The organism is Sphingobacterium sp. 40-24 (genome assembly GCF_001899705.1).
GTDB classification, from domain to species: domain Bacteria; phylum Bacteroidota; class Bacteroidia; order Sphingobacteriales; family Sphingobacteriaceae; genus Sphingobacterium; species Sphingobacterium multivorum.
Window position 1 is genome coordinate 39,810 of record NZ_MKWH01000035.1, and the last position, 22,607, is coordinate 62,416.

Genomic DNA, 22,607 nt, shown 5'->3' on the forward strand with positions numbered 1-22,607 from the left:
GTATTTTTGAAGTCATTGCTGACTTTTATGCTATCGCCCCAGACGGAACTGCATCAATCATCTTTAGTATTTATTTACCTAAATTTCCATTGTGCAAACAACTAAACAAGAATATAGACAGTTTTTACAAAATCACTTCAAGAAGCTAAATCTTAGAGTTCCTTTATTTTATAAGTGTGATTTTGGGCTTCGATTTGATTTACAAGTTGGTGAAACCAATACGGAAAAATACTTTGAGAACGTAATCAGGCGTGCGACGACAATTTTTCAAAATGCTTTTGACGATTCAGACAAAGTTTTTCTAGTTTTAATGGACTACAAATACAAACGCAGGAAAATTCGATTTTCGAACTTTATTTTTAAACAAATTCAGAATCTCCATGCAGATGAAATAATTTTTCTGAAAGGAATAGGGCTTTACGATCCTGGAGATAAATCTGATATCCAAATATCGGTATTATTAAACTGACTTCAGACAGAATAAATCATAAGGCCGTATTATTGGCAATTGCAAATCAGGACTTTCCTTCAAGATTCCCGAGGTTAGAGGATAATCACATAATTTCGAACAAAGAGATTTACTTTATAACTATCAATAAAAAACTTATTTTAAATATGTACGACGACAGAGGTCTTGATGTTGTCGCTACTGATATTGAAGCACTGCGGCCAATTTACGAAAAACATAGAGACTGGATCCTTGACTGTGACAGGGAGCAAATAGAAAAGCTCTTCAGTACTATCTCCCAATGATACGAAGATAGATGGAACGCTAGACAAGCCATCAATGCTGGAATAAAGTTGAAGAAGTATTTCATCTATAAAGCCAGCTTTGGAAACGTTCTGTGAAGTTTTCCTCCTCCCACACGTCATAGACTTATAACCAACGACTTGGCAAAACAGATCCACTTTCGTATCTTCGATACGGCTACGATACTTCGCTAAGTCGCCACACCAGTTACCTGAAAACATACCACGACTCATCAAGACAACAAAATTGAATTTATGATACCGACGGAAAAACTAACATCCATTTTGACCGAACAATATATCTCAGAAAATTTTGTAATTGCAGACTTGATAGACGAACAAATTCAAAGCGGATTTGCGTGGGGCAAATTCGGACCGAACATTGACAAAGCAAAACGACACCAAACGGAATTAATTTGGGGAATTGAGAAGTCAAAGGACTTTTATCAAAGCTATTTGGACGATAATGATAATAGGCAATCTGACAATGTTTAGGGAGTACAAATAAACCGTAGCATGAAATTTTTAAATCATTCATTTTAACCCTAGCTTTATGGAAACTAATGGAGCAACAGTAGTAATTTCTCACCATATCAGAGAAGGACGGGATCATGATTATGAGCGATGGCTGAATGAGATAGGACCGCTTTGTAGAAATGCAAGAGGACTTATCGACTGGCAGATCATTCGTCCGATTCAGGGGCTAACTTACCTGTATACAGTCATCATTCGGTTTGATACGATAAGTAATTTGAAACACTGGATGCAATCCGACGATAGAAAACAATTGATTGAAAAAATCCTTCCCCTTTTGGCGAAAGATGATAATTATTACATTAAAACGGGGCTTGATTTTTTATTTACTTCAGAAAATGGCACGATGAAGCCTCCGGTGCGCTGGAAGCAATTTTTGGTAACATGGTCGGCTATTTATCCTTTATCAATAGTAATTCCGATAATTTTACTTCCTATATTAAAAAGGCTGGGATTCCCTTCCATCCGGTTGGTTGATTCACTGTTTATATCTTGCGCTGTCGTTGCATTAATGGTCTATGTCATTATGCCTAACTATACGAAATGGATAAAAAAATGGCTTTATCAGTAAATTAAAATGATAGAAAATTTGTTATAGGAAACGACACCCAGCTTTACAAATTCTGCACTCATAAAACAATTACTTTGTGGTATTAAATATTGTGAGAAAATTCAGGGTTTATGAAATCAAAAAACCTTATCTGTTTTCATAATAATCTGTACGACGGTAATAATGTATGGTCGAATTAGATTTTTTCATCCTATTATTATAGTCTTTTTTAAACAGAAACGCTATAATCACAATAAATACGAACAATGATAAATAGACAAATAATATATCGCATAGCCAAGATCCTTGCAGATAAAAAGAATCGTCTGCAAGAAAAAACTTTTGCTGTTCAATATTTTGTGGATTGTAAAACAATATGTATTCCTTATCGGATATTTTTCTCTTTGCTCTGTCAAACAGTTCAGTCCGCATCTCTTCAAAACGTCGCTGGCCCATAACAGGTAAAAATGCATAGCGCTTTTCCGCCTTATCTAATTTCCGCAAATACAGCTGTCCGTTCGCAGTATACCGGTATTCGATACTTAAATACGCATATTTTGTCTTTCCTCTTTGTATTTTAGACTCGAAGTTTATGATAGCGGGTGCTGTAGCAGCCCAGCTCGGATGCGTCAGCGCAAACTCTTTACGTTCCAAAGATGGACTTACAGAAAAAAGGGAAATTATTAAAATATAAACTGCTACCAATAGGATCCCAAACGCCACGCGCTTGCCACCTTGCATCGTTATGCGTCTTCCATTCACATCATAGTGGGCTTCCCGGCCATCGCTATTACCTAATTTGCTAAGGACTATTTTTTGTAAAAGGAAATAAAGCAAAGAAGAGCATACCAGCGCATAAATAAAATAACGGTAGCTATTACCCCAAAAAACGATGACAACGATGAAGGCAGCAGCCACCAACCATTGCAGAAATTTCCCAATTGATTTCATAAGACTTTGTTCAGATTTAAGCACCAAGCATAGTAATAACTTTTATAGTTTATTCCGTTACAGTTCCCAATTATTCAAGAATAAAAATAAGGTATTCGACAATATCCATAGCCCCCTATTTAAAATCCGTGAGCAGAAAATTATGATTCGCTGTACAGTTGTAAATTTTTGTAACCTGGATCAAGAAGCGGAAGTACCACTTCCTTTTTATCATCCTGAAAATTACAGCAAAAGCTTATCGAATGAAAGTACCTTGTCCATTCAAACTTTAGCGCGAGACAATCTTTTTTCGTTCATAAATATTCAGAAAGACTTTAACGGTTATGTTTTTATTCAGGAAAGTGTCTTTCAATCAATTTTAAACCAATCCCAATTGGAGAGCAAATTAAAAGAATCCGGTAGTGAATTACTAATTTTCAAAAGAAGGAACCGCATTTCAGATAATCGGATTTCATTGCATAGATCATGCGAGGCATCTCTGCTGGGTTCCAGAGTGTGTTATGATAAACTTTGAAGACGCAATGAGGGTCATCCAAATATTGAGTCAGTCAATAGAAATTTTAGCGATGAGTCCCAGAAAAATACATTGTTTTCTATCTTTATAAGACGCCAATAATCATAATCTATTTTTTCACTGACAACGCAATTTTGGCTAGTTGTATCGGTAAACTGGCGTCCAGATGATCTTCCTCCATCCAGATTGCTGATAAGCCTACCCATGCGATTACCCAGTCTAGCATTCTATGGAAATCAATATTGGTCTCTTGGCCAATTACCTCAATTTGTCTAACGAGTCGACCTTTATCTAAAGCGACTTCTTTATAAGGGTTACACAATATGTTTGCAAAGTCGAAGGCTCTATCGCCACATAATGCTTTTGGATCTATTGCTAACCAACCGTTAACATCCGAATAAAGGATGTTTTCATGGTGAAGATCTCCGTGAAGCACACAGAGTTCAGTTTGGTTAGAAAGTAATCTACTTGCTACTAAAGCAGACTCTTTTAAAATTTCATCGGAGAAATTTACTTCGTTTAAAAGTGGGGCAAACCAATCCATTAGAGAAATTAAAGGGGGTAATTCTTTTCCTTGAGAACTATGGAGCTTATTAGCGGTCTGGCAAATGATACGAGTTGCTTCGTTGTCTTGACCCTGCTTTACTAAATTTATCAATGATACATTATTTTCATTTTCTATTCTCTCGAGTAGAATGGCTTTAGAATCTACTTTTAAAACTTTGGCTGCGGCTTTACCATCCCACCACTGCAAAAGTTTTGACGCACGAAGTTCTTCTTCTATAAATGGAATTTTGAGCATTGCTTTTAATCCGTCATAAACACAGGGTTGTAATAAGCTTGAATTTGTTCTAAAACTTGCTCCTTCCCGTGAAAGATTCCATTTTTTGATATATAACGCTAGTATTGGTTCAGTCATTTAATGGTTTTATAAAATTTACATCCTTGACTTTAATTGCCTTAAGATATTAGCAAAGAAGTAAATTACACAAAACCATTCGAATCATAAGCGCCCAGTGTAAGAAATTGTAAGTACAAATAAATGTAACATGGTTTTTTGTGCATTCTTTTTTCATATATTTAGTTGATATTCTCATAGAAATAAACGAAAGTAAGCGATATGGATACAGGATAATGTAGATATCCCCTATCAATTAGAAAAGTCCAACTATAGCTTTAGGAAAAATAGTCTATTGGCCAGACATATTGGGAAAGCTAGATAACAAAAATAAAACCAGCCGCTGTCAATTTTGAGTTTATCTGGGGACGATCGCGCACGACAAAAAAAAGAATGAGTGTGACTGATGAATACTATTACGTAAAAAGGTTATCCAAAGTAAAACGCAAAGGCTTCTTATTGGAAAAAACGCTTATTATTGATGATACGGCTGAAAAATCAATGTTGAACTATAGCAATGCAATCCAAATAGTTGAATTTGTAGGAAATACTAACGATGGCGAGCTACTCCTACTGGCTTCCTATTTAAAGAAATTTAAAAATGTCGAAAATGTCAGGAGAATCGAGAAAAGATATTGGAAGAGTGAAGTTTTTGCAGATTACGTGTAGGATTCAGCTATAAAATTAATCGAAATAGCGAATATATTTTTTGCTGTCCCCTTACCGAGATAATTTCCGACTTGTATATTTATATTTACGAACGAATGATATTAGAGATCAAATTCAGACGCGCATTAAAAACTGACCTCAAGTTTCTGCTGGACCTCAGAAAACAGACCATGACTCCGCATTTAATTGCCAGTTCATTACCCATCTCAGAAAAAGCGCATTTACAAAGGATTGATTATAAATTTGAACATGCCTTAATAATTGAAATGGAAGACATTCCTATTGGGCTTTTAAAAGTGGATAGACAACACGATAATATTGATCTGATACAAATTCAGATCACACCCAACTACCAAGGTAAAGGGGTCGGTAGGAAAATATTGAATGATTTGATAAAGGAAGCTATTGAAACAGAGAAATCGATCACATTAAGTGTCTTAAAAACCAATCAGGCTAAAAAACTATACTTAAACGTTGGTTTCAAAATTGTTGGTGAGACGGATAATTCCTATCTTATGCTATCTGATGCCCACAAGAAAAGGTCTGTTTAACAGGCCTGCTATCGTATGCTTTTGGTCAATCCATTATTTGGGGCGACTCAATAAGGAATATCCCTTCTCACATGCATGAAGTATTTTCGGAGCCACCTTACGATACAAACGGATTTAAAATTTAGGATACCATCGGCTGCTAAGATTAAGGAATGTAAAACAATTTTAGAAAAGTCGATCAACAGCCGAAGCATCCAAACTAAAAATTACATAAAAAATAAAAGTAGGTATATTTACTTTTGTATCAGGTAAAACAACGACTAATGTACGATACTTTAATCAACTATATCAATTCGCGGGTCTCCAGACCCCTAACCTTAGATGAAATCGGGATCCTAAAAAATAATTTTGTGCACCGTAAAATCAAAAAACGTCAAACATTTTTGCAGGAAGGTTACATAAGTAATAACATGGGATTCCTTGTCAAAGGTGCTATGAAAAAATACAGTATAGACGCTAAAGGTACCGAGCACATCATGAGTCTTTATATTGAAGGCTGGTGGGTCGGTGACCGTGAAAGTTTTGCAAAAATCACACCCTCCGCCTTCAATATTGAAGCTTGTATAGATACTGATTTGCTTGTATTGACAAAAAATGCCGCAGAAAATGTATTTTCTCTTCCAATCATGAATGAACTTACACGCCTATTGGATGAAAATTATTCTTATGCAAGCCAAAAAAGAATAAATGCTGCCCTAAGTATGACTGCTGAAGAACGTTATAATATGCTCATTGATAGCTATCCTGAATTTACACAGCGATTTCCACAGCAGCTGATTACATCTTATCTAGGTATTACCAAAGAAACGCTGAGCAGAATCAGGTCCCGGGCAGTCAAAAAATAATCAGGATTGATTTACCATGGGAATTACTTTTGTTCCGATTAATTCAATAGCTCTGAATGTATCTTCCTTGCTCAGTCCTGGGTTATCCATCTGAAATGTAAATCTTGAGATACCACCCAATGCCTCACTATGTCGCAATATCTTTTCTGCAACTTCTTCGGGACTGCCAATAACATAGGCGCCAGTCGGCTCAGCTTGGGCCTCAAACATTTCCCGCGTGGGCGTCGACCAGCCTCTCTCCTTTCCAATTTTGCCCATCATTTCCTGATACCCCGGAAAATAAAGATTTTTAGCCTTTGATGTTGTATCCGCGACAAAACCGAGTGAATGTAATCCTACTTTAAGCTTCTCCCGAGGATGTCCGGCTTTTTGTCCGGCCTCATAATATAAATCTATCAAAGGCCGAAACCGATGGGTTTCACCGCCGATGACGGCTACCATTAATGGGAGCCCCAGTATTCCGGCTCGAATAAATGATTGTGGCGTGCCTCCCACTCCTATCCAAACAGGGAGTTGCTCCTGCACCGGCCTCGGATATACTGCCTGTTGTTTCAGCTCTGCCCGGAATTTTCCCTTCCAGGTTACTGTTTCATGATCACGTAATTCTAGAAGCAATTTGACTTTCTCCTCGAATAGTGCATCATAGTCTTGCGTGTTGAACCCAAATAACGGAAAAGCATCAATAAATGATCCTCTTCCGGCTACAATCTCAGCCCGCCCTTTAGAAATAATATCCAATGTTGCATATTCCTGGAATACCCTTACCGGATCCGCCGCACTCAGTACAGTAACCGCACTCGTTAGATGGATATGCTGAGTTCTAGCGGCCGCTGCAGCCAGTATAACTGCTGGTGATTCATCTAAAAATTCTTTTCTATGATGTTCCCCGAGCCCGAAGACATGCAATCCTGCCTGATCTGCAAACGCTATCTTTGACAATAGGGCTTCCATTGCTGTTATATTTTCCGCTGAACTCAACCCACCATCATATGCTCCGGTAGCGATAAAACTATCTATTCCTATTTCCATAATTACTTTTAATCTGATAGACTTCCCTTATTGAAAGCTATTCAAATTTCTATTTTTCCGACGGCTTAAAACGATGATCTAGATCAAAAAAGATGTTTTTTCATTTTAGATTGGCACTTAAAGGAGCATGCATTGAACAATGCAATCTGATAAGTCTATCAACTCGAATCTTTCTTAATTCTTGCTCATCGCTTTCATGGCTAGACCAGCGGCCACTCCTCCGATCACATACCAGGCCACGGTCATTAACTTGGTACGATCAGTCTTTTTTATTGGCTTGGCATCCAGTCCGGCCTGTTCAGGAATAGTCAGTGTTGCCAGACCAACTACTGTTCCGAGCAGCGCTCCTTTGAGCAGCATATTTTTCTGACCTCCATATCCGATGAGGGTATATAACATGGCATTGGAAGCTACATCTGCCCCAAAAGTTGCCGCCACCAGTGCATTACCCTTTGGCGGTTTAAATCCAGCAAAACGCACTGTTTTCTGCATCGCTTCTTCGCCTACTTTATCCACTTCTGGTGCTTTGGGATCGAATCTCTTGGCAGCACTATGGACCACATTGAGTACGAGCGCACCGATCAATCCGCCCAACATATTTTTATTAAATCCATTCATATTTTGCTTTTTACGTTTTCAACCTTTTTTGTACTGTTTTTGTGCAGTTATTCTGAGAACAATGGACAACCTAAAATCGTTTAATCAAATCCACAGACGAAATTTTTGCTACAATGTATTAAGCTTTCAGGACAGTCCAGAGAAGTTTGTTCAGAACTGGCAAATCGATCGTTTGCTCTTGCGGAGGATGGTTGCAGAAATACCTCACCCTATATTGAAGTAACTTTTCGGAAGATTATTTTAAGTTTTCTTTTGTGAATGCTGCGATGTCCCGAAAAGCTTCTCTGGTTTCTATTAAAACAGCTCCCATATGCAAAAAACCATGGACCATCTCTTTGTAATGAGTAATTTTGACTGGTATTTCGGAGGTTTTCATATTCGCTGCCAATTGTTTTCCTTCATCCCGCAAAGGATCGTGTTCAGCCAATAAAATCAACGTTGGAGGCGTATTTTTAAAATCTTTAATCAAAAGAGGAATTGCCATGGGGTTCTGTTGATCCATTGGGTCGGTTAGATACCAATTCCAGGCTTTTATTCCTTCCTCTTTATTAATAATCGGACCATTTTCATAGTCTTTCCATGACTGTGTATTTAATTGATTATCAGCTACCGGATAAATCAACACCTGAAACCTCAAATGCTCACCAAGCCGTGTCGAAACTCCTACGGCTAAAGCTGCCCCCGCACTGTCGCCAATAATTCCGATCATATTTTTATCGATGTTTAAAGAGTCCGAATTATTAACGATCCACTCAGTCGCTGATTGAGCATCATCGAAACCAGCCGGAAAAGGATACTCTGGCGCCAGTCGATAGTCGACAAAAACAATGGCAGAACCCGTAGCGTTGGCCAATTGACGGACAATAGCATCGTGCGTCTCAAAACTTCCCGAAATAAACCAACCGCCATGAAGATAAATGATAGCCGGTGATTTTTCATTTATAATTTCATTGGGTCGGTATATTCTCACAGGAATTTCGTGATTATTGCTACGAATATTAAATTCTTCTATCATTTTCACAGCTTCTTTTTTGCCGCTGAGCTGAATGGCCATTGTCTCATATCCTTTGCGGCTTATATCTAATGTATTTATGCCGTCAAACACATGAAGCTTGTTCAGGTTTTCAATTATTTTAGTTATTTCAGGAGTCAATTTAGTTGTATTCATTTCTTTACTATGATTTATGTTTTTATAGAAAATCATTCCCGGTATCACGCGTATTCCGAGATTTTTTTTGATAGGCTATCAAAATTTCAAGTAAAATTAAATAGAAGTCATACATTTACTATAATACACCGCTGAATGTATGTTACTAACAAATTTGTAAGTAATATTTTAGGCAATATAAGGATATGTTACCAGAAGACTAAATAAGAGCTATTATGTTTCCCATAGATCATGAATTTACAATGGTATATACATTATATATACTTCTATTTTCCTATATTATCTATCGAATTTTAGCAGCTGGCAACGGAGAAAAAGTTCGACTGATATTTATTGTGTGTATTAGCCTTATAGCTAATGTTTTTCTTTATATAGATCCTGCTGATTTTCAAGGTGGAGCATCATTAGTGGTACTATTTTACTCATTAATTATTTGGGTGTTAACCTTCCTAGCAACAGCTGTCAATTACATTTTTTCAAGTTGGAAAAAGAAAAATTAGCTATCGTAGTTAGGAAAAAGAAAGAAGTCAAAAAACTATACGGACTCAAAGAATCATCCATATATGCCGAATGCTATGTTGCCAACCTGTTTATGTTTTTTTTATTTTGGAAGATTGAAATCCACTTAAAATAATTGACACTAATACAAGTAAAATTCCAACTATTAAAAATGGAATCCAAGATATGAAGCAAAATTCTGATAATTCTATTGTGAATGAGCTATAATCACCTCTCGAAGCAAACATTCCAACGCCAAATAATAACATTAGAATTGACGAAAGACATAATGTTATTCCAATGAAGAATAATTTTCTACGATGTGACATTCTATTCGGTGTTTTCAGGTTCATAGCTTCTCCAAGCCGATCTTAGGATAATTATATCCTCAAATTTCCTCCCCCTCGACGTAATTGGAAGTGGGTACTATCATAGAATTCTACTTTTCAACTGTGAAATTAATATGAACATCTACAATTTACTCAAGCCAGTATCACTACGATTATTGACTAATTTTAATACAAAGATAGTAATTGTCTTTAGTTCTTTTGGCTGTTTATTAAATAATGGAAGCGAAATCATTTTACATCTCAATTTATCCACTGAGCGTGTTTCAAATACGCTCAGTTTATGTTGTTTGGTGTACAATACCACATGCTAGCTAAACTCCTAACGCGGATTTATACGTGTTTTTCAAAAAAAACAGGCTGTTTTTCATTGGTTTTAGTTTTATAGATTAAATTGGACAACGATATTTGGAATACAACACTATATGGGAAAACGTGCGTCAGGCATTAATGAATTAAATATATATCTTAAGGCTTTAAATTCTGCTTATTCAGGCATTATTATCACCGATAATTTGCAGCATGATAATCCGATTATCTATTGCAATAAGGCCTTTGAAAACATCAGTGGTTATTCACACGATGAAATTATCGGTCACAATTGTCGCTTTTTGCAAGCGCAGGATCGTTCTCAACCTGAACGCTACATCCTCAAAGATTGTATCAAAAATGGTGAAGAATGTAAGATCGAAATTCGCAATTATCGCAAAGACGGAACACTTTTTTGGAATGAGCTTTTCATTTCACCTGTGAAGAATGAGGCCGGCCAGGTGACGCACTTTATTGGTGTTCAAAATGATATTACCTCGCGTAAAAAGGCCGAACACGAACTCCGGGAGGAAAAAAACAATGTTGAGATCAAAATACAGCAACGGACCAAAGAATTGCAGGAGAAGGAAAGCTTCCTCTCGAGCATGATTGAAACGGTTCGCGAAAGTCTTCTAGTACTCGATGGCAATTATATTGTGCTGAGTGCAAATAAACATTTTTTAACATCATTTCACGTCTCCTCAGAAGAGACTGTAGGAAAATTATTGTTTGATCTGGGCAATAAGCAATGGGATATCCCCTCCTTGAAGGAACTTCTTACGCATATTTTACCAACCAGCAATCCCGTAATTGATTACGAAGTAGAACATGTATTTCCGCATATCGGCCGCAAAGTGATGCTATTAAATGCCTATCGCATAGAGTTTGAAGGGCAATATAAAGACCGTATCCTGATCGCCCTTGAAGACATCACCGAGAAAAAAGAACAGGATCTACGTAAAGACGATTTTTTGTCCGTCGCTAGTCATGAACTAAAGACGCCCCTAACGACCATTAAGGGGCTTGTACAGATTCTGCAACGACTTAGTATAGACCATTCCGACAATAAATTTGTCAGTACACTGGATAAAATTTCGGCCTATATAGATCGACTGAATATATTGATTACTAAATTACTAGACACCTCAAAAATACAGTCTGGCCATATTGAGCTTCACATGGAGCCATTTGCCATAGATCATACAATTCGGGAAGCCATTGACAATATAATGGTAGGTGTACCTGGTTACAAAATAAACCTATTTGGCTCCACAGATGCTACAGTTAGCGGCGATGAATTACAAATTATTCAGGTAATCAATAATCTGTTGTCCAATGCGATCAAATATTCACCGGGTTCAAATAGAATCGACGTTGCCATTCACAGGGTTGCCAATTTTGTCAAGATCTCTGTACGAGACTATGGCATGGGAATAGCAAATGTCGACAAGCAAAAAATATTTGAGCGCTTCTTTCGCGCCGGCCATACCCAAAAGAAATTTCCGGGATTAGGTATTGGACTGTATGTATCGCACGAGATCATAACGCATCACAACGGAACCCTTTGGGTAGAAAGCGAACCCGGAGAAGGTTCTACTTTTAATTTCACATTACCAATAATGAGGACAGAAAACGATGGAAAGTAAGAAAATAATGATCTGTGACGATGACCAAGGCATTGTTGAGATGCTGGAATTATTCTTGGATCTGGAGGGTTACCAGGTCTTAAGCGAAACAAACATTACAAATCTGACCAAACAGCTCATAGCATATCAGCCAGATCTTTTGTTATTGGATCTCTGGATGCCTGTGCTTTCGGGCGACCAGCTGATTAAAATCATACGCAATACACCCGAAATCAAAAATATACCTATCCTTGTTCTATCCGCCAGTGTAGATGGTCGCGATGTTGCCGAAGGACTTGGCGCAAACGGATTTATTGCGAAACCTTTTGATTTAAATGAAATTACATCCAGTATTCACGACGTATTGGCTAGTTAAAAGTATAGTACAATCTCCTAATTTCGTCCGACTTCGTTGGGTAGGCCCTGCTGGCACACAAAACTATACAGTCGAAAATCCGGATATCCTTGATTTCTTGATCACTAGCGGTTTTTCTAATAAATTAGAAACTTTGACCGCTAGGTTGTTGTTATAATAATCAAAAATGTGACTTAAATAAAGTAAAATATCATGGCAAAAAAACAACAGAACTCAAAACAGGAAATTGCGAACTTTTTAGGTGAAATGATTTCATTCAGGAACGCATTGAAGCTGACCCATTGGTCGATAACAGGAAAAGGGAGCTATGAAGCTCATATTTCTTTAGACCAAGCGATTGAGTCTCTTATTGATATTACAGACAGACTGGTGGAAACCACTTTTTCATTGGAAGGTACACTTGATATCGTGATTCCCCAAACGTCAAAACCGGCTAATTACATCAAATACATTGAGGATTTTTACAAGCAAGTTGAAAACAAACGAGAAGGACTTTTTAAGGAAAACTTCTCACAATCCATTATTGATGATGCGCAAGAAGCTGTCCAACAGTTATTGTTCAGATTAAAAAGATTGGAGTAATGCCCATGTTCGGGAGCTTTTCCTGAGTAACGGTCGAACCTATATTCGGCCGTTTTTTTATAGATTAAATTGAGTAACCAATTGCTCTCCCCTCCAGTAACAAAAATAATAGCACGCTATTTTTACTAGCCAACGTCTTGATTACTGCATTTTTTAATGATTTTATTTTCTTGCAAAGAGCAAGAAAATAAAAGAGAAATTTTGGATAAACTAAAATACTTTACCGACTAGAGCAATTAGGGGTATTATCCTAAAATTCTTTTTAAAATTATTGTCCGCAGTCTATCTTCGTTTTGATCACCCCAGTGTCCTAATGCGGAAATTATGGGTATTAAACTCATCCCTAAATCTGTAAGCGAATATTCAACTTTTGGAGGAACGACAGGATATATTTTCTTCATGACTAGCTCATGATCTTCCAGTTCTTTCAGCTGTATATTCAGCACCCGTCTGGAGGCGTCTGGTATCTTACGCTGCAATTCACTCGGTCTTTTATGTCCCTGGTCAATAAACCAGAGCAAGCGTATTTTCCATTTTCCGTAAAGCACTTCACCTATCAAGTCGAGACCGCAATTTAGGTTCGGAATTATTTTTCTCTCATACATATTTTCAAAATTAAAGGTATGTTCCGATTTGTACAATAGGGGAAAAATTTATCCCTATATGAATCGTAATTCCGTACTTGCACAGGCTGGTTTTATACCTCAATTTTGTCCTATAAACAATTTGTAAAAATGGAACAATTTAATTTCAACAACGAATTATCAGACAAGATTGCCTTGGTAACAGGGGGTACAAAAGGCACTGGAAGAGCAATCGCGGAAAGACTATTACAAGCTGGAGCAACAGTTGTGATTACCGCAAGAAACGTCTCCGACCTGGAAAACAGCAAGCTGCATTTCATTGCTTCCGATCTGAGTACAGCAGAAGGGGCTCAAAAAGTGGTGAGCGAAGTGCTTTCGAGCTATGGTAGACTAGACATCTTGGTAAACAACCTTGGCGGATCTTCTACCCCCGCAGGAGGATTTGCTGTGTTAAGTGATGAGGATTGGGAATCGACACTGCAAGCTAACCTTTTGGCTCCGATCCGTCTAGATAGGAGCTTTTTACCGCAGATGATAGAACGCCAAAACGGTGTGATCATCCACATTGCTTCTATTCAGGGCAAATTACCCTTATATGATTCAACATTACCTTACGCAGCGGCAAAGGCTGGATTGAGGAACTACAGCAAAAGCTTATCGAACGAGGTTACTCCTAAAGGTGTCCGTGTACTGACGGTTTCGCCTGGCTGGATCAATACCACCGCATCTGAAGCCTGGCTAGGCGAAATTGCAAGAAATTCGAACAGTACTATAGAAGAGGCGCAACAGGGCGTAATGGATGCACTGGGCGGGATCCCTTTCGGGAGACCTGCAGAGCCTGCAGAGGTAGCTGAACTTGTTGGCTTTCTAGTTTCACCAAGAGCCAGCTATCTAACGGGGACAGAATACGTAATTGACGGCGGAACATTACCAACCATTTAAAAATCTTCCTAAGATTTTTAAATATGAATTTACCAAACATTATCTCCGAACTCCTGAAAGCACAAAACAAATTTGACAGTGATGCTTATGCGAAGTTTTGAGATATCATTTCCAGTTGTTTAATGATCGAATTAAATATCTGAAAATAACAACTTAACAGTGCAATATATTATTGGCGCCGATAGTAGCATTGTCCACCTTTGGATTATTATTCAAAGTATTCAATAGGAAATCTGGGGTAATTATTTACTTTTTTAGTATCTTAACAGTAAACAACCATCCTATGCCAAAAAAAATTATTAGAAATCTTCAGATCGGTGTAATGCTCTCTTTAATACTGCTGATTACGGGTTCTATAGCCTCTTATATTAGCATACATAAGCAGATGGAAAGTAGGCAAAGCCTCTTAAAAACGAAGGAATCTATCAGTTTAATAAAGGATATTTTAAACACGCTGTTAAATGCTGAAACTGGCAATCGGGGTTACCAGCTTACCGGCAAGGAAGAATTTCTTGAACCGTTGGATAAAAGCGGGAAAGAATATCCCCTGCTTATTGCTGACAAAGAAAGGTTTAATCTTAAAGATAAACTCCAAATTAATATCTTTCATGAACTGCGGCACACCTCAGACCTGCTGATGAAAGAATATGCCTCGCTGATTAATAATCGTAAAAAGGGTATATTAATGACCCCAGAAAAGCTTGAACAAAACAAGCAGATTATGGATAAATGTCGAATGCTTGTTCAGGAATTTGTAAAACATGGAGAAAGTCAGCTTGCTATAAAAAATGAAGACCTGAATAACTCCACCAAACGGACCGTTTTGTTCATTATATTTTCTGCAGTTGCGGCAATCGGTGTCACCATTTTCGTCTATATTCAACTAAAATCTGACATAATGCGCCGGGACAGGTTGGAAAAAGATCTGTTTTATACGAAGGAAATGCTCGAGGAAACAAGTGCGGTTGCCCAAGTGGGAGGCTGGGAAGTCAATATGAAAAGCGGAAAACTCACTTGGTCTCAAAGTGTGCGAGAAATTCATAAAACTAACATTAATTTCCAACCAACTTTTGAAAATGCCCTTGGATTTTACGAAGGAAAAAATAGAGAGCGAATAGAATATCTATTTGACAGAGCAGTACAACAAGGAATTTCTTTTGATGAGGAGCTGCAACTCACGCGTAATGACGGCGTTACGATTTGGGTAAGGATAAAGGGTATTCCCGAATTTGAAAATGAAATATGCCACAGGGTTTTTGGAATTATTCAGGACATTGATGCCTTCAAAAAAATGTTTCTAGAGGTTGCCGAGAAGGAGGCTATGATGCAGTCTTTTGCCACCGATGTTCCTATTCCATTGGCAATGTTGGACAAAGCCCTTAACTACGTTGCTGTAAGTAGTAGATGGCGAGATGAATTTAATATGAATAATGTCGATCTTATCAGCAATAATCTATTTACAATATCGCCTAATATTCCAGAAGAAAGAAAAAAAATTTACAGGAATGCGCTTTTGGGAGAAACGTACATCGATGGGGATTTTGCGGTAAAGGTGGAAGGTAAAGAAGAAATTCAGCATTACGACCTTAAAGTCGGGCCATGGTATCTTACAAAAGATGAGGTTGGAGGTATAATTATTTCTATACAGAATATTACAAATTCCGTAAAAATAAACGAAGAACTAAAAAGCGCTAAGGAAACTGCGGATATAGCCAGCAGGGCAAAATCCGAATTTCTGGCCAATATGAGTCATGAGATCCGTACGCCTTTGAACGGAGTTATTGGATTTTCAGACCTCCTCCTCCGTACACCGCTGAATGAAACACAAACACAATATCTGAATTACATCAACGAATCAGGAGAAAACCTGCTCAGCATTATCAATGATATACTGGATTTTTCTAAAATAGAATCCGGAAAAATGGAACTTTTGATCGAAAAAAGTGACGTGTATGATATGTTAAGTCAAGTCATCAACGTGATTCTTTATCAATCCCAGAAAAAAAACATCGAACTTCTTCTCAACGTTGAGCCGGGCCTCCCGAAAACACTTTTTATTGATGAAGCCAGGTTAAAACAGATCTTGATCAATCTGCTAGGGAATGCTGTGAAATTCACAGAAAAGGGTGAGATCGAACTAAAAGTAGAGAAATTGCGCATGGATGATCATACGATTGCTTTGCGTTTCTCGGTAAGAGATACAGGAATCGGCATTCCTGTTGAGAAACAGAAATATATTTTTGATGCCTTTACCCAGGAAAACAGTTCAATCAGCAAGCGATTTGGCGGTACGGGACTAGGGCTAACGATCTCAAACAATATCTTGGGCTATATGGGAAGTCATTTATCTCTAAACAGCGAGATAGACAGCGGATCTGTATTTTTCTTCGATCTCACGGTTCCATACGAAAAGTCTGAATGGAAGGAAGAAGATGAAACGGCTATTAAAACGGCATTAGTGGTAGATGATAATGAAAGCAACAGGATTATCCTTGAACACATGCTTACCTATAAAAATATCAAATCCACATTGGCTTCTAACGGCATGGAAGCACTGGATATCATGTTGAAGGGTGAGCGGTTTGATGTGATTTTGATGGATTATCATATGCCTATCATGTCTGGATTGGAAACAATTGAGAAAATAAAAGGCTTGTTAGATCAGCGAAAGGAGATCGCTCCATTTATAGTACTTTCTTCTTCTTCAGAAGAACTGGATATACTTACTTCAGTTAGGAAAATAGAAAATACACATTTGCTGTTGAAGCCTATAAAATCACATGATCTATACAAAACCCTAAAAAAGGTAGACAGAAGTACTGTATTAGAAATTATTCAGGATCAGCCAGAAAAAGATTCGCATGCATTTGCACGGGAATTAGATGTGCTTTTGGTTGATGATAACCCAGTAAATATGGTCCTGAACAATAGGATAATGAAGTCTCTAGCTCCCAAAATACATTTAACGGAAGCTGCAAACGGTTTACAAGCTTTGGAAGAATGCAGGAAAAAGCAGTTTTCCCTTATTATTATGGATGTACAGATGCCGATAATGAGTGGTATTGAGGCAACACAACATATTAGAATGCTGTCAGGATATCAACACATCCCGATCATAGGTGTTACCGCCGGAAATGTGCTGGGAGAAAAAGAAAAATGTCTTGAATCCGGAATGAACGACTTTCTTCCCAAACCAATACGACGGGCAGACCTTCTCGAAGTACTCAAAAAATATATTAGTGTTTAATAGTTATAGAAAATGGGCGTGCTTAGCATATAAATGAGTTCATATTATCGCGTCATATATAATTTATCGTCCACCAAAATGCTTATAAGATAATTGTTAATACATGTGCTATGTCAAGCTTAGGCTGGATACTAACGCTTAATTTTGGTTATCACAACAAAAATTATGAAACCGTCAATTTGGAAAATTACAGTATTACAATACCGCTGCATTCACCTGCAGAAAAAGTATTCGGTACATCGATCAATGATATTCCACTATGGTGGACTGAAATTTTTGAAGGCATTTCAAATAAACAAGGGGAATCTTTTACGATTCTTTTGGGAGAACCCGTAGTTAATCAATTTCGCCTACAGGAGCTCGAAGCAAACACAAAAGCTGCGTTTTATAGCATCCTCTGAGTTATTTTGCCGGTATTAGGAAATTTACACCTGTTTGAAAAGCAATCCCACCAAATCTATTTTCGGTCGCAAAATTCTGCGTTACCCGGGCCATTATACCGATTTTATGAGGTACCACCCAATACGATCCGAATGCACCTATTCCCGCGTTCTGGTCAGAAAGAAAACTTCCCTCTGTTCCCTTGTCGTCGGATACTTGTTTGGAATAGTTGCCAAATAACCCCACTTCATCTCCCCGGGAATTCAATAGATACGAACCACCTAAATCAAACGTAAGATGACTCCCTTCTTTAAAGTCAGTGTTTTTTTGCCACTGATTGATTTCTAATGTAGGAGCAATACTTAAATTGATCTTGGAAGTTGGTTTATATTTAAGAGCACCACGTATATTATGTGACCAATATCCATGCCCCCCATTATCTAAACTACCATGCTCGTATTTCCCAGTCGGCGCCCATAGGCCATAATTTAATGCATATTGAAACTTTCCCTGCTTCCATGATAACCAGATTGGCTGTACATACATGTCGCCAAATCCTAAACTTTTATTGGTAAAAACATATCTTCCAGGACCTGTCTGCTGCGAATAGTAGTCCAACGCAATATTGGCGGTAGGACTGTTTACTGTCGGGATAACCATCAGTCCCCAATTGGCGCCCAAAATCTTTCCCTTTCCTCCGTAAATTGCCATCAGGATAAAAGAATGCGTGATCACCTTTTGTTCAATTTGTAAAGCAGTAGGATTTCCATGAACCGGATTAATCAATTGATCTGTCTTTTTACCCTGCCCATTGAAATAATTCATATTGGCATAACCATACCATACTGGTATAATCAACCCTTCATGCGGAGCAAAATAATCGTTGGGATTAAACGATGAACCGTTGTAATGCCCCTGACCATAAACTTTCATCATGGAAAGGATAAATAGAAACACATAAAATATCTTTTTCATATGACGAATCATTAATCCCTTATAATATCATTCAAAATGCAAACAACTCTACACGTGTTTTGTTGCATTTTCCAGATAATTTCCGCTTAATATTCATTCTCCTAATCGCGCAGCGCTTAAATGGATTAAAGACGATATTCGATCACAGCGAATTAAGCGATAATTATTTAAAAAGTATTTGGATAATATTATACGAGCCAGATGTAATAATTCACATGGTATAACTGTCTTAAAGCAAATCCTATTTTATAAAATCATAGGACAACGCTTTTCAAGCACAAAAATTACAGTTGACATTGATATAATAAAACTATTTACTTTAACTAAAAACCTCCAATGAAACTATTTAACCTTCTTCTTTTCATGCTATTGACCACCTGTGTATCCGCGCAGACAGCTTCTACGACATGGCATAAATTCCTCTCAGACTTTAAGAAGTTAGAACAGGAATATAATAATTATTACCCGGCAAAGGATTATCAAAAAGCAGCCACAGTATTAAATGCCATATCGGCCAAAATGGACAGGTTACAGCTATCTGAAAAAGAAAAGCAGGAATATCGAACTACGATAAGTGAAATCAATGCGAATATAAACTACAACCTTGCTTGTTTACAATCATTACTCAATCAAAAAAAACAAGCTGTTTCAAGTTTTGAAAAGGCAATTTTGTGGGGATATACCGACTATCGTAATGCTTTAAATGATCACGATCTAGATAATATTCGAAAGGAAAGCAAATTTGTAAAAGCATTGGTCCAACTGAAGCAATACGATAAATTAACCCTGTTGCAGCAATCAGGAGTATACGTTTCAGCAAATAGTGACTCTTTGCCGATATTTACCTACGAGGTAGCGAGCGATCGTAATTTATTAGCAGTAAAAAATTTTTTCAACCTGGACTCGATAGCTGGTAATGGCGACGAAATTTCCAAAATCCGTAATATCATGTTTTTCGTGGCAAATAGCATTAAATATGACGGCAGCAATTGGGCGCTATGTGAATTTGACGCAATTGATTTTTACAACTACCACAAGGCAACGGGAAAGGGTATCAACTGTCGGCACAAAGCGATGACGTTAAATGAAATGTACCTCGCTATGGGATTTAAGTCACGCTATGTTACATGCATGCCAAAAGACGACAAAGATACTGATTGCCATGTGATCAATAGCGTATATGCTGAAACTCTAAAAAAATGGCTGTGGATGGATCCTTCCCATGGTACATTTGTGATGGACGACAACAACAATTTACTGAGCATTGAAGAAGTTAGGGAGCATTTAAAAAATAATCAATCGCTCAAGCTAAACGCAGAGTCCAAAGTAAGCAAACTTTGGTATCTGGATTATTATATGGCAAAAAATTTATACTGGATTCAATGTACGAATAAAAGCCTGTTTAACACAGAAAGTAGATATAGGCCTGCCGACCCCAATCTGCAGTACATTTCTTTAGTTCCAAGCGGGTTTGACAAAAGCAATAACAAATATTTAAAAAACAACGTTATTACGTTTGATCCCGCCTACTTTTGGAGATCTCCGCAATAAATAACAACATACCCGTCTTTATTAACGATTTTTGCAAATTGTGCATTCGCTAATTGGCTTACTACAATGAAAATTAGTGCTAGGAGATTTTTGTGGTTCATTTTTTATCATATTATTGCTCATCATAATTTGGCAACGTTTCGAAATAGAATTTTAATTTCTCGATCAGACTCATTCTGGTACGTCCCACCCGGATAAACCGAAATTGCAATGTACATAAAAATCAATGCAATGATCATCCCTATCAACACAAAATATCGTTTTAATAACTTCATTTACAGACTATTAGTAATTTGTTATATTGGGCTTCAATTTTCTAGCGCCAGCTTACCAATGGCATACGTTTTATTTTAAGAGCAAATTCACTTATTTTTCATAAGGAAACCTTAATCGCATATTCATTGAAAGGTATAAATCAAATTCCCATACAATACAGTCTTTCTCTAAACGGCAACCCGCGCCTTGAATTATGATCAAAGGTTCTTAAAAGCTGAAACATTTGTTCCAGAATACTTTTTGAAAAACCGGCTAAAATGGGCAGGACTTTCAAAACCAAGTTCGTAGGCTATTTCCTTCGCTGACTTCTCGGTATAATGGAGGTACCTTTTAGCCTCAAGAATTATTCGGTTACGGATAAGAACAGATGGCGCTGACTGTTTCAACAGACCAAATACATTGCTCAGTGTTTTTGGTGATTTGTTGAGTGCAGCGGCATAGAACCTGACTTCATGTTCCTCTTTAAAGTTACATTCCAGTAGCAATGCAAACTTTCTCACAATATCCATTTTTTCGTCTGGAAATAGCTGATAGCTTTCACTTTGGAGCTTTGCAATTCTTGTGGTATTGATAATAACTCTCTTAAGAAGGGTGCGCAGCATTTCACCCTGAAAATTATCTTTTACCATCATCTCATTGGAAAACACATTCTCCAGATGAGACATTTCTTCGACAGCAGTATCATTTAATACAATGAACATTGGATGTCGAATACCATAGAACAGAAAACCAACACAACCGACCTCAGCATCGTGGTCAACGATACAATAGAACTCCCTATTAAACTGCCAGGCAGTCAGCGCATCGGGCTGCTCAAATACAAAATGCTGATTGGAAACCAAAGGAAGTATACACCTTGCTGGCATCGTATAGCTAATCTCATCGATCGTCACTTTCTGTTCGCCGCCCTTGTTGTAGATAAATGTGTTGATAGGCAGAGAACCCGCATTACGAAGTCCCCTACCTGAAAACTGGTTGTTGTCACTATGCATCACAAACCGTGCTGCGGTCACGTTATCATTATACTCCCTAATCATGTTGTCGTTTACTTACAGCATTTCAATTCGCTTAAATTTAATCATTTTCTTAAGAGTCTACGACCCAAAAACTAGAAATTTAAAGGTCTTCTTTAATGCTGCTTGCAGCTGCAAGCAGCAGATTGGAGGACAATCTCTGTTTGAAATCGGGATTGATAAATTCAAAGTGTATGGTTCCCGTTTGATCGACTATAAAAACTGATGGCACTGGGAGCAATAACTCGCTGTCCTTACCTCCAGTTGTTTTCGGAAGCATCTCCCAATAGTCTTTTGGAGCTTTATATGCAATCCCCATTTGTTTCGACAGCGCAAGATCTGAATCCGATAAAAGTGTATAGCTTAATTTTTCTTTTGCTGCAGCTTCCATTAGTCCTTCAGATTCGTCTGTGCTTATGGCAATCAACTGATACCCCATTTCTTCCAATCCTGAAAAGGCCTCTTGTAAGCCCGAAAGTTGTCTGATACAATAAGGACACCAGCCACCGCGGTAGAAAACCAAAATGGTCGGTTTTTGGGAAATCGCCCTATTGAGATCAAATCGTTTACCGGAAACGTCAAACAATACGGCCATCGGTATTTTTTCTCCACACAATAGCGGGCTGATGTCTTCCGGATTTTGCGGAATATGATAAGGGGATTGCTTCATTTCGATTTTATGTATCACGCCGTCAGCTTTACTCATGCGAGAAGGCTCTTGCGCATTGGCTATGCCTGCGATGCACGTCGTGAATAACAGCAACGCAATAAACGCAGCTAATTTTGTTTTTATATAATTTTTCATTTTACAACACATTTACTAC

General features: G+C 37.7%; 23 protein-coding genes. 14 read left to right on the forward strand and 9 right to left on the reverse strand.

The window, feature by feature from the left end:
* Positions 1 to 91 precede the first annotated feature (91 nt).
* From BGP15_RS27075 to BGP15_RS13800, 4 genes are all read left to right on the forward strand, one after another.
* On the forward strand, positions 92 to 469 hold the full coding sequence (locus BGP15_RS27075; RefSeq protein ID WP_502688439.1) for a DUF3885 domain-containing protein: 378 nt from the start codon (positions 92 to 94) through the stop codon (positions 467 to 469).
* On the forward strand, positions 466 to 753 hold the full coding sequence (locus tag BGP15_RS27080) for a DUF3885 domain-containing protein (protein WP_446677145.1): 288 nt from the start codon (positions 466 to 468) through the stop codon (positions 751 to 753). Before BGP15_RS27075 ends, BGP15_RS27080 begins: the two co-directional genes overlap by 4 nt.
* Before the next feature lie 252 nt (positions 754 to 1,005).
* Positions 1,006 to 1,245, forward strand: coding sequence for a hypothetical protein (locus BGP15_RS13795; protein ID WP_286769860.1), 240 nt, complete (start codon positions 1,006 to 1,008; stop codon positions 1,243 to 1,245).
* Positions 1,246 to 1,303: 58 nt separating this feature from the next.
* A complete protein-coding gene (locus BGP15_RS13800) occupies positions 1,304 to 1,855 on the forward strand; it encodes a putative antibiotic biosynthesis monooxygenase (protein WP_286769861.1) in 552 nt (183 codons plus the stop codon).
* A 126-nt stretch (positions 1,856 to 1,981) separates the two neighbouring features.
* Here the strand turns inward: BGP15_RS13800 and BGP15_RS13805 are convergent, their stop codons facing one another.
* Together BGP15_RS13805 and BGP15_RS13810 are read right to left on the reverse strand one after the other, a co-directional pair.
* Entirely contained in the window at positions 1,982 to 2,785 is an 804-nt protein-coding gene (locus BGP15_RS13805; RefSeq protein ID WP_286753954.1) for a hypothetical protein, read from the reverse strand.
* A gap of 623 nt (positions 2,786 to 3,408) precedes the next feature.
* Complete coding sequence (locus BGP15_RS13810; RefSeq protein WP_286769862.1) at positions 3,409 to 4,218, reverse strand: aminoglycoside phosphotransferase family protein; 810 nt, start codon at positions 4,216 to 4,218, stop codon at positions 3,409 to 3,411.
* Positions 4,219 to 4,557: 339 nt separating this feature from the next.
* Here BGP15_RS13810 and BGP15_RS13815 point away from each other — a divergent pair, with 339 nt between their 5' ends.
* The 3 genes from BGP15_RS13815 (at position 4,558) to BGP15_RS13825 (ending at position 6,262) form a co-directional block, all read left to right on the forward strand.
* A complete protein-coding gene (locus BGP15_RS13815) occupies positions 4,558 to 4,866 on the forward strand; it encodes an HAD family hydrolase (RefSeq protein WP_353681988.1) in 309 nt (102 codons plus the stop codon).
* A 95-nt stretch (positions 4,867 to 4,961) separates the two neighbouring features.
* On the forward strand, positions 4,962 to 5,417 hold the full coding sequence (locus tag BGP15_RS13820; RefSeq protein ID WP_286753951.1) for a GNAT family N-acetyltransferase: 456 nt from the start codon (positions 4,962 to 4,964) through the stop codon (positions 5,415 to 5,417).
* Between the two features lie 263 nt (positions 5,418 to 5,680).
* Positions 5,681 to 6,262 carry a Crp/Fnr family transcriptional regulator gene (locus BGP15_RS13825; protein ID WP_286769863.1) on the forward strand — a complete coding sequence of 194 codons (582 nt, stop codon included), beginning with the start codon at positions 5,681 to 5,683 and terminating at the stop codon, positions 6,260 to 6,262.
* Here the strand turns inward: BGP15_RS13825 and BGP15_RS13830 are convergent, their stop codons facing one another.
* From BGP15_RS13830 to BGP15_RS13840, 3 genes are all read right to left on the reverse strand, one after another.
* Positions 6,263 to 7,291 carry an LLM class flavin-dependent oxidoreductase gene (locus BGP15_RS13830; RefSeq protein WP_286769864.1) on the reverse strand — a complete coding sequence of 343 codons (1,029 nt, stop codon included), beginning with the start codon at positions 7,289 to 7,291 and terminating at the stop codon, positions 6,263 to 6,265.
* A gap of 174 nt (positions 7,292 to 7,465) precedes the next feature.
* On the reverse strand, positions 7,466 to 7,909 hold the full coding sequence (locus BGP15_RS13835; protein WP_286753948.1) for a hypothetical protein: 444 nt from the start codon (positions 7,907 to 7,909) through the stop codon (positions 7,466 to 7,468).
* A 235-nt stretch (positions 7,910 to 8,144) separates the two neighbouring features.
* On the reverse strand, positions 8,145 to 9,113 hold the full coding sequence (locus BGP15_RS13840) for an alpha/beta hydrolase (RefSeq protein ID WP_286769865.1): 969 nt from the start codon (positions 9,111 to 9,113) through the stop codon (positions 8,145 to 8,147).
* A gap of 1,234 nt (positions 9,114 to 10,347) precedes the next feature.
* On the opposite strand from BGP15_RS13840, the gene BGP15_RS13845 reads away from it, so the two are divergent.
* The 3 genes from BGP15_RS13845 to BGP15_RS13855 all read left to right on the forward strand — a co-directional run bounded on the left by BGP15_RS13845 (position 10,348) and on the right by BGP15_RS13855 (position 12,814).
* Positions 10,348 to 11,877 carry a PAS domain-containing sensor histidine kinase gene (locus BGP15_RS13845; RefSeq protein WP_286769866.1) on the forward strand — a complete coding sequence of 510 codons (1,530 nt, stop codon included), beginning with the start codon at positions 10,348 to 10,350 and terminating at the stop codon, positions 11,875 to 11,877.
* The gene (locus BGP15_RS13850; RefSeq protein WP_286769867.1) at positions 11,867 to 12,232 is read left to right on the forward strand and encodes a response regulator; all 366 of its coding nucleotides are present in this window, start codon (positions 11,867 to 11,869) and stop codon (positions 12,230 to 12,232) included. Before BGP15_RS13845 ends, BGP15_RS13850 begins: the two co-directional genes overlap by 11 nt.
* 192 nt (positions 12,233 to 12,424) lie before the next feature.
* Positions 12,425 to 12,814, forward strand: coding sequence for a DUF5856 family protein (locus tag BGP15_RS13855; RefSeq protein ID WP_046672983.1), 390 nt, complete (start codon positions 12,425 to 12,427; stop codon positions 12,812 to 12,814).
* Between the two features lie 245 nt (positions 12,815 to 13,059).
* Here BGP15_RS13855 and BGP15_RS13860 read toward each other — a convergent pair whose 3' ends face one another.
* Positions 13,060 to 13,419, reverse strand: a complete 360-nt coding sequence (locus BGP15_RS13860; protein WP_286753944.1) for a winged helix-turn-helix transcriptional regulator — start codon at positions 13,417 to 13,419, stop codon at positions 13,060 to 13,062.
* Between the two features lie 129 nt (positions 13,420 to 13,548).
* Between BGP15_RS13860 and BGP15_RS13865 the strand changes: the two genes are divergently transcribed.
* The 3 genes from BGP15_RS13865 (at position 13,549) to BGP15_RS13875 (ending at position 17,988) form a co-directional block, all read left to right on the forward strand.
* Positions 13,549 to 14,340: an SDR family oxidoreductase gene (locus BGP15_RS13865; protein WP_286769868.1), complete on the forward strand. Its 792-nt coding sequence runs from the start codon at positions 13,549 to 13,551 to the stop codon at positions 14,338 to 14,340.
* 283 nt (positions 14,341 to 14,623) lie between these two features.
* Entirely contained in the window at positions 14,624 to 17,587 is a 2,964-nt protein-coding gene (locus BGP15_RS13870) for a response regulator (protein ID WP_286769869.1), read from the forward strand.
* 110 nt (positions 17,588 to 17,697) lie between these two features.
* Complete coding sequence (locus BGP15_RS13875; protein ID WP_286769870.1) at positions 17,698 to 17,988, forward strand: hypothetical protein; 291 nt, start codon at positions 17,698 to 17,700, stop codon at positions 17,986 to 17,988.
* Between the two features lies 1 nt (position 17,989).
* On the opposite strand, the gene BGP15_RS13880 is transcribed toward BGP15_RS13875, so the two are convergent.
* Positions 17,990 to 18,943 (reverse strand): SphA family protein, encoded by a 954-nt coding sequence (locus BGP15_RS13880; RefSeq protein WP_286769871.1) that lies wholly within the window; start codon positions 18,941 to 18,943, stop codon positions 17,990 to 17,992.
* Positions 18,944 to 19,279: 336 nt separating this feature from the next.
* Here BGP15_RS13880 and BGP15_RS13885 point away from each other — a divergent pair, with 336 nt between their 5' ends.
* The gene (locus BGP15_RS13885; protein ID WP_286769872.1) at positions 19,280 to 20,494 is read left to right on the forward strand and encodes a transglutaminase-like domain-containing protein; all 1,215 of its coding nucleotides are present in this window, start codon (positions 19,280 to 19,282) and stop codon (positions 20,492 to 20,494) included.
* Between the two features lie 473 nt (positions 20,495 to 20,967).
* Here BGP15_RS13885 and BGP15_RS13890 read toward each other — a convergent pair whose 3' ends face one another.
* On the reverse strand, positions 20,968 to 21,807 hold the full coding sequence (locus BGP15_RS13890) for an AraC family transcriptional regulator (protein ID WP_112376251.1): 840 nt from the start codon (positions 21,805 to 21,807) through the stop codon (positions 20,968 to 20,970).
* A 79-nt stretch (positions 21,808 to 21,886) separates the two neighbouring features.
* The gene (locus tag BGP15_RS13895) at positions 21,887 to 22,588 is read right to left on the reverse strand and encodes a peroxiredoxin-like family protein (RefSeq protein WP_112376250.1); all 702 of its coding nucleotides are present in this window, start codon (positions 22,586 to 22,588) and stop codon (positions 21,887 to 21,889) included.
* Between the last annotated feature and the right edge of the window lie 19 nt (positions 22,589 to 22,607).

Excerpts from the sequence above, each read along its gene's own strand:
- BGP15_RS13795 (WP_286769860.1), top strand. The coding sequence starts at position 1,006 with ATGATACCGACGGAAAAACTAACATCCATTTTGACCGAACAATATATC.
- BGP15_RS13800 (WP_286769861.1), top strand. The coding sequence starts at position 1,304 with ATGGAAACTAATGGAGCAACAGTAGTAATTTCTCACCATATCAGAGAA.
- BGP15_RS13805 (WP_286753954.1), bottom strand. The coding sequence starts at position 2,785 with ATGAAATCAATTGGGAAATTTCTGCAATGGTTGGTGGCTGCTGCCTTC.
- BGP15_RS13810 (WP_286769862.1), bottom strand. The coding sequence starts at position 4,218 with ATGACTGAACCAATACTAGCGTTATATATCAAAAAATGGAATCTTTCA.
- BGP15_RS13820 (WP_286753951.1), top strand. The coding sequence starts at position 4,962 with ATGATATTAGAGATCAAATTCAGACGCGCATTAAAAACTGACCTCAAG.
- BGP15_RS13825 (WP_286769863.1), top strand. The coding sequence starts at position 5,681 with ATGTACGATACTTTAATCAACTATATCAATTCGCGGGTCTCCAGACCC.
- BGP15_RS13830 (WP_286769864.1), bottom strand. The coding sequence starts at position 7,291 with ATGGAAATAGGAATAGATAGTTTTATCGCTACCGGAGCATATGATGGT.
- BGP15_RS13835 (WP_286753948.1), bottom strand. The coding sequence starts at position 7,909 with ATGAATGGATTTAATAAAAATATGTTGGGCGGATTGATCGGTGCGCTC.
- BGP15_RS13840 (WP_286769865.1), bottom strand. The coding sequence starts at position 9,113 with ATGATTTTCTATAAAAACATAAATCATAGTAAAGAAATGAATACAACT.
- BGP15_RS13845 (WP_286769866.1), top strand. The coding sequence starts at position 10,348 with ATGGGAAAACGTGCGTCAGGCATTAATGAATTAAATATATATCTTAAG.
- BGP15_RS13850 (WP_286769867.1), top strand. The coding sequence starts at position 11,867 with ATGGAAAGTAAGAAAATAATGATCTGTGACGATGACCAAGGCATTGTT.
- BGP15_RS13855 (WP_046672983.1), top strand. The coding sequence starts at position 12,425 with ATGGCAAAAAAACAACAGAACTCAAAACAGGAAATTGCGAACTTTTTA.
- BGP15_RS13860 (WP_286753944.1), bottom strand. The coding sequence starts at position 13,419 with ATGTATGAGAGAAAAATAATTCCGAACCTAAATTGCGGTCTCGACTTG.
- BGP15_RS13865 (WP_286769868.1), top strand. The coding sequence starts at position 13,549 with ATGGAACAATTTAATTTCAACAACGAATTATCAGACAAGATTGCCTTG.
- BGP15_RS13870 (WP_286769869.1), top strand. The coding sequence starts at position 14,624 with ATGCCAAAAAAAATTATTAGAAATCTTCAGATCGGTGTAATGCTCTCT.
- BGP15_RS13875 (WP_286769870.1), top strand. The coding sequence starts at position 17,698 with ATGTCAAGCTTAGGCTGGATACTAACGCTTAATTTTGGTTATCACAAC.
- BGP15_RS13880 (WP_286769871.1), bottom strand. The coding sequence starts at position 18,943 with ATGAAAAAGATATTTTATGTGTTTCTATTTATCCTTTCCATGATGAAA.
- BGP15_RS13885 (WP_286769872.1), top strand. The coding sequence starts at position 19,280 with ATGAAACTATTTAACCTTCTTCTTTTCATGCTATTGACCACCTGTGTA.
- BGP15_RS13890 (WP_112376251.1), bottom strand. The coding sequence starts at position 21,807 with ATGATTAGGGAGTATAATGATAACGTGACCGCAGCACGGTTTGTGATG.
- BGP15_RS13895 (WP_112376250.1), bottom strand. The coding sequence starts at position 22,588 with ATGAAAAATTATATAAAAACAAAATTAGCTGCGTTTATTGCGTTGCTG.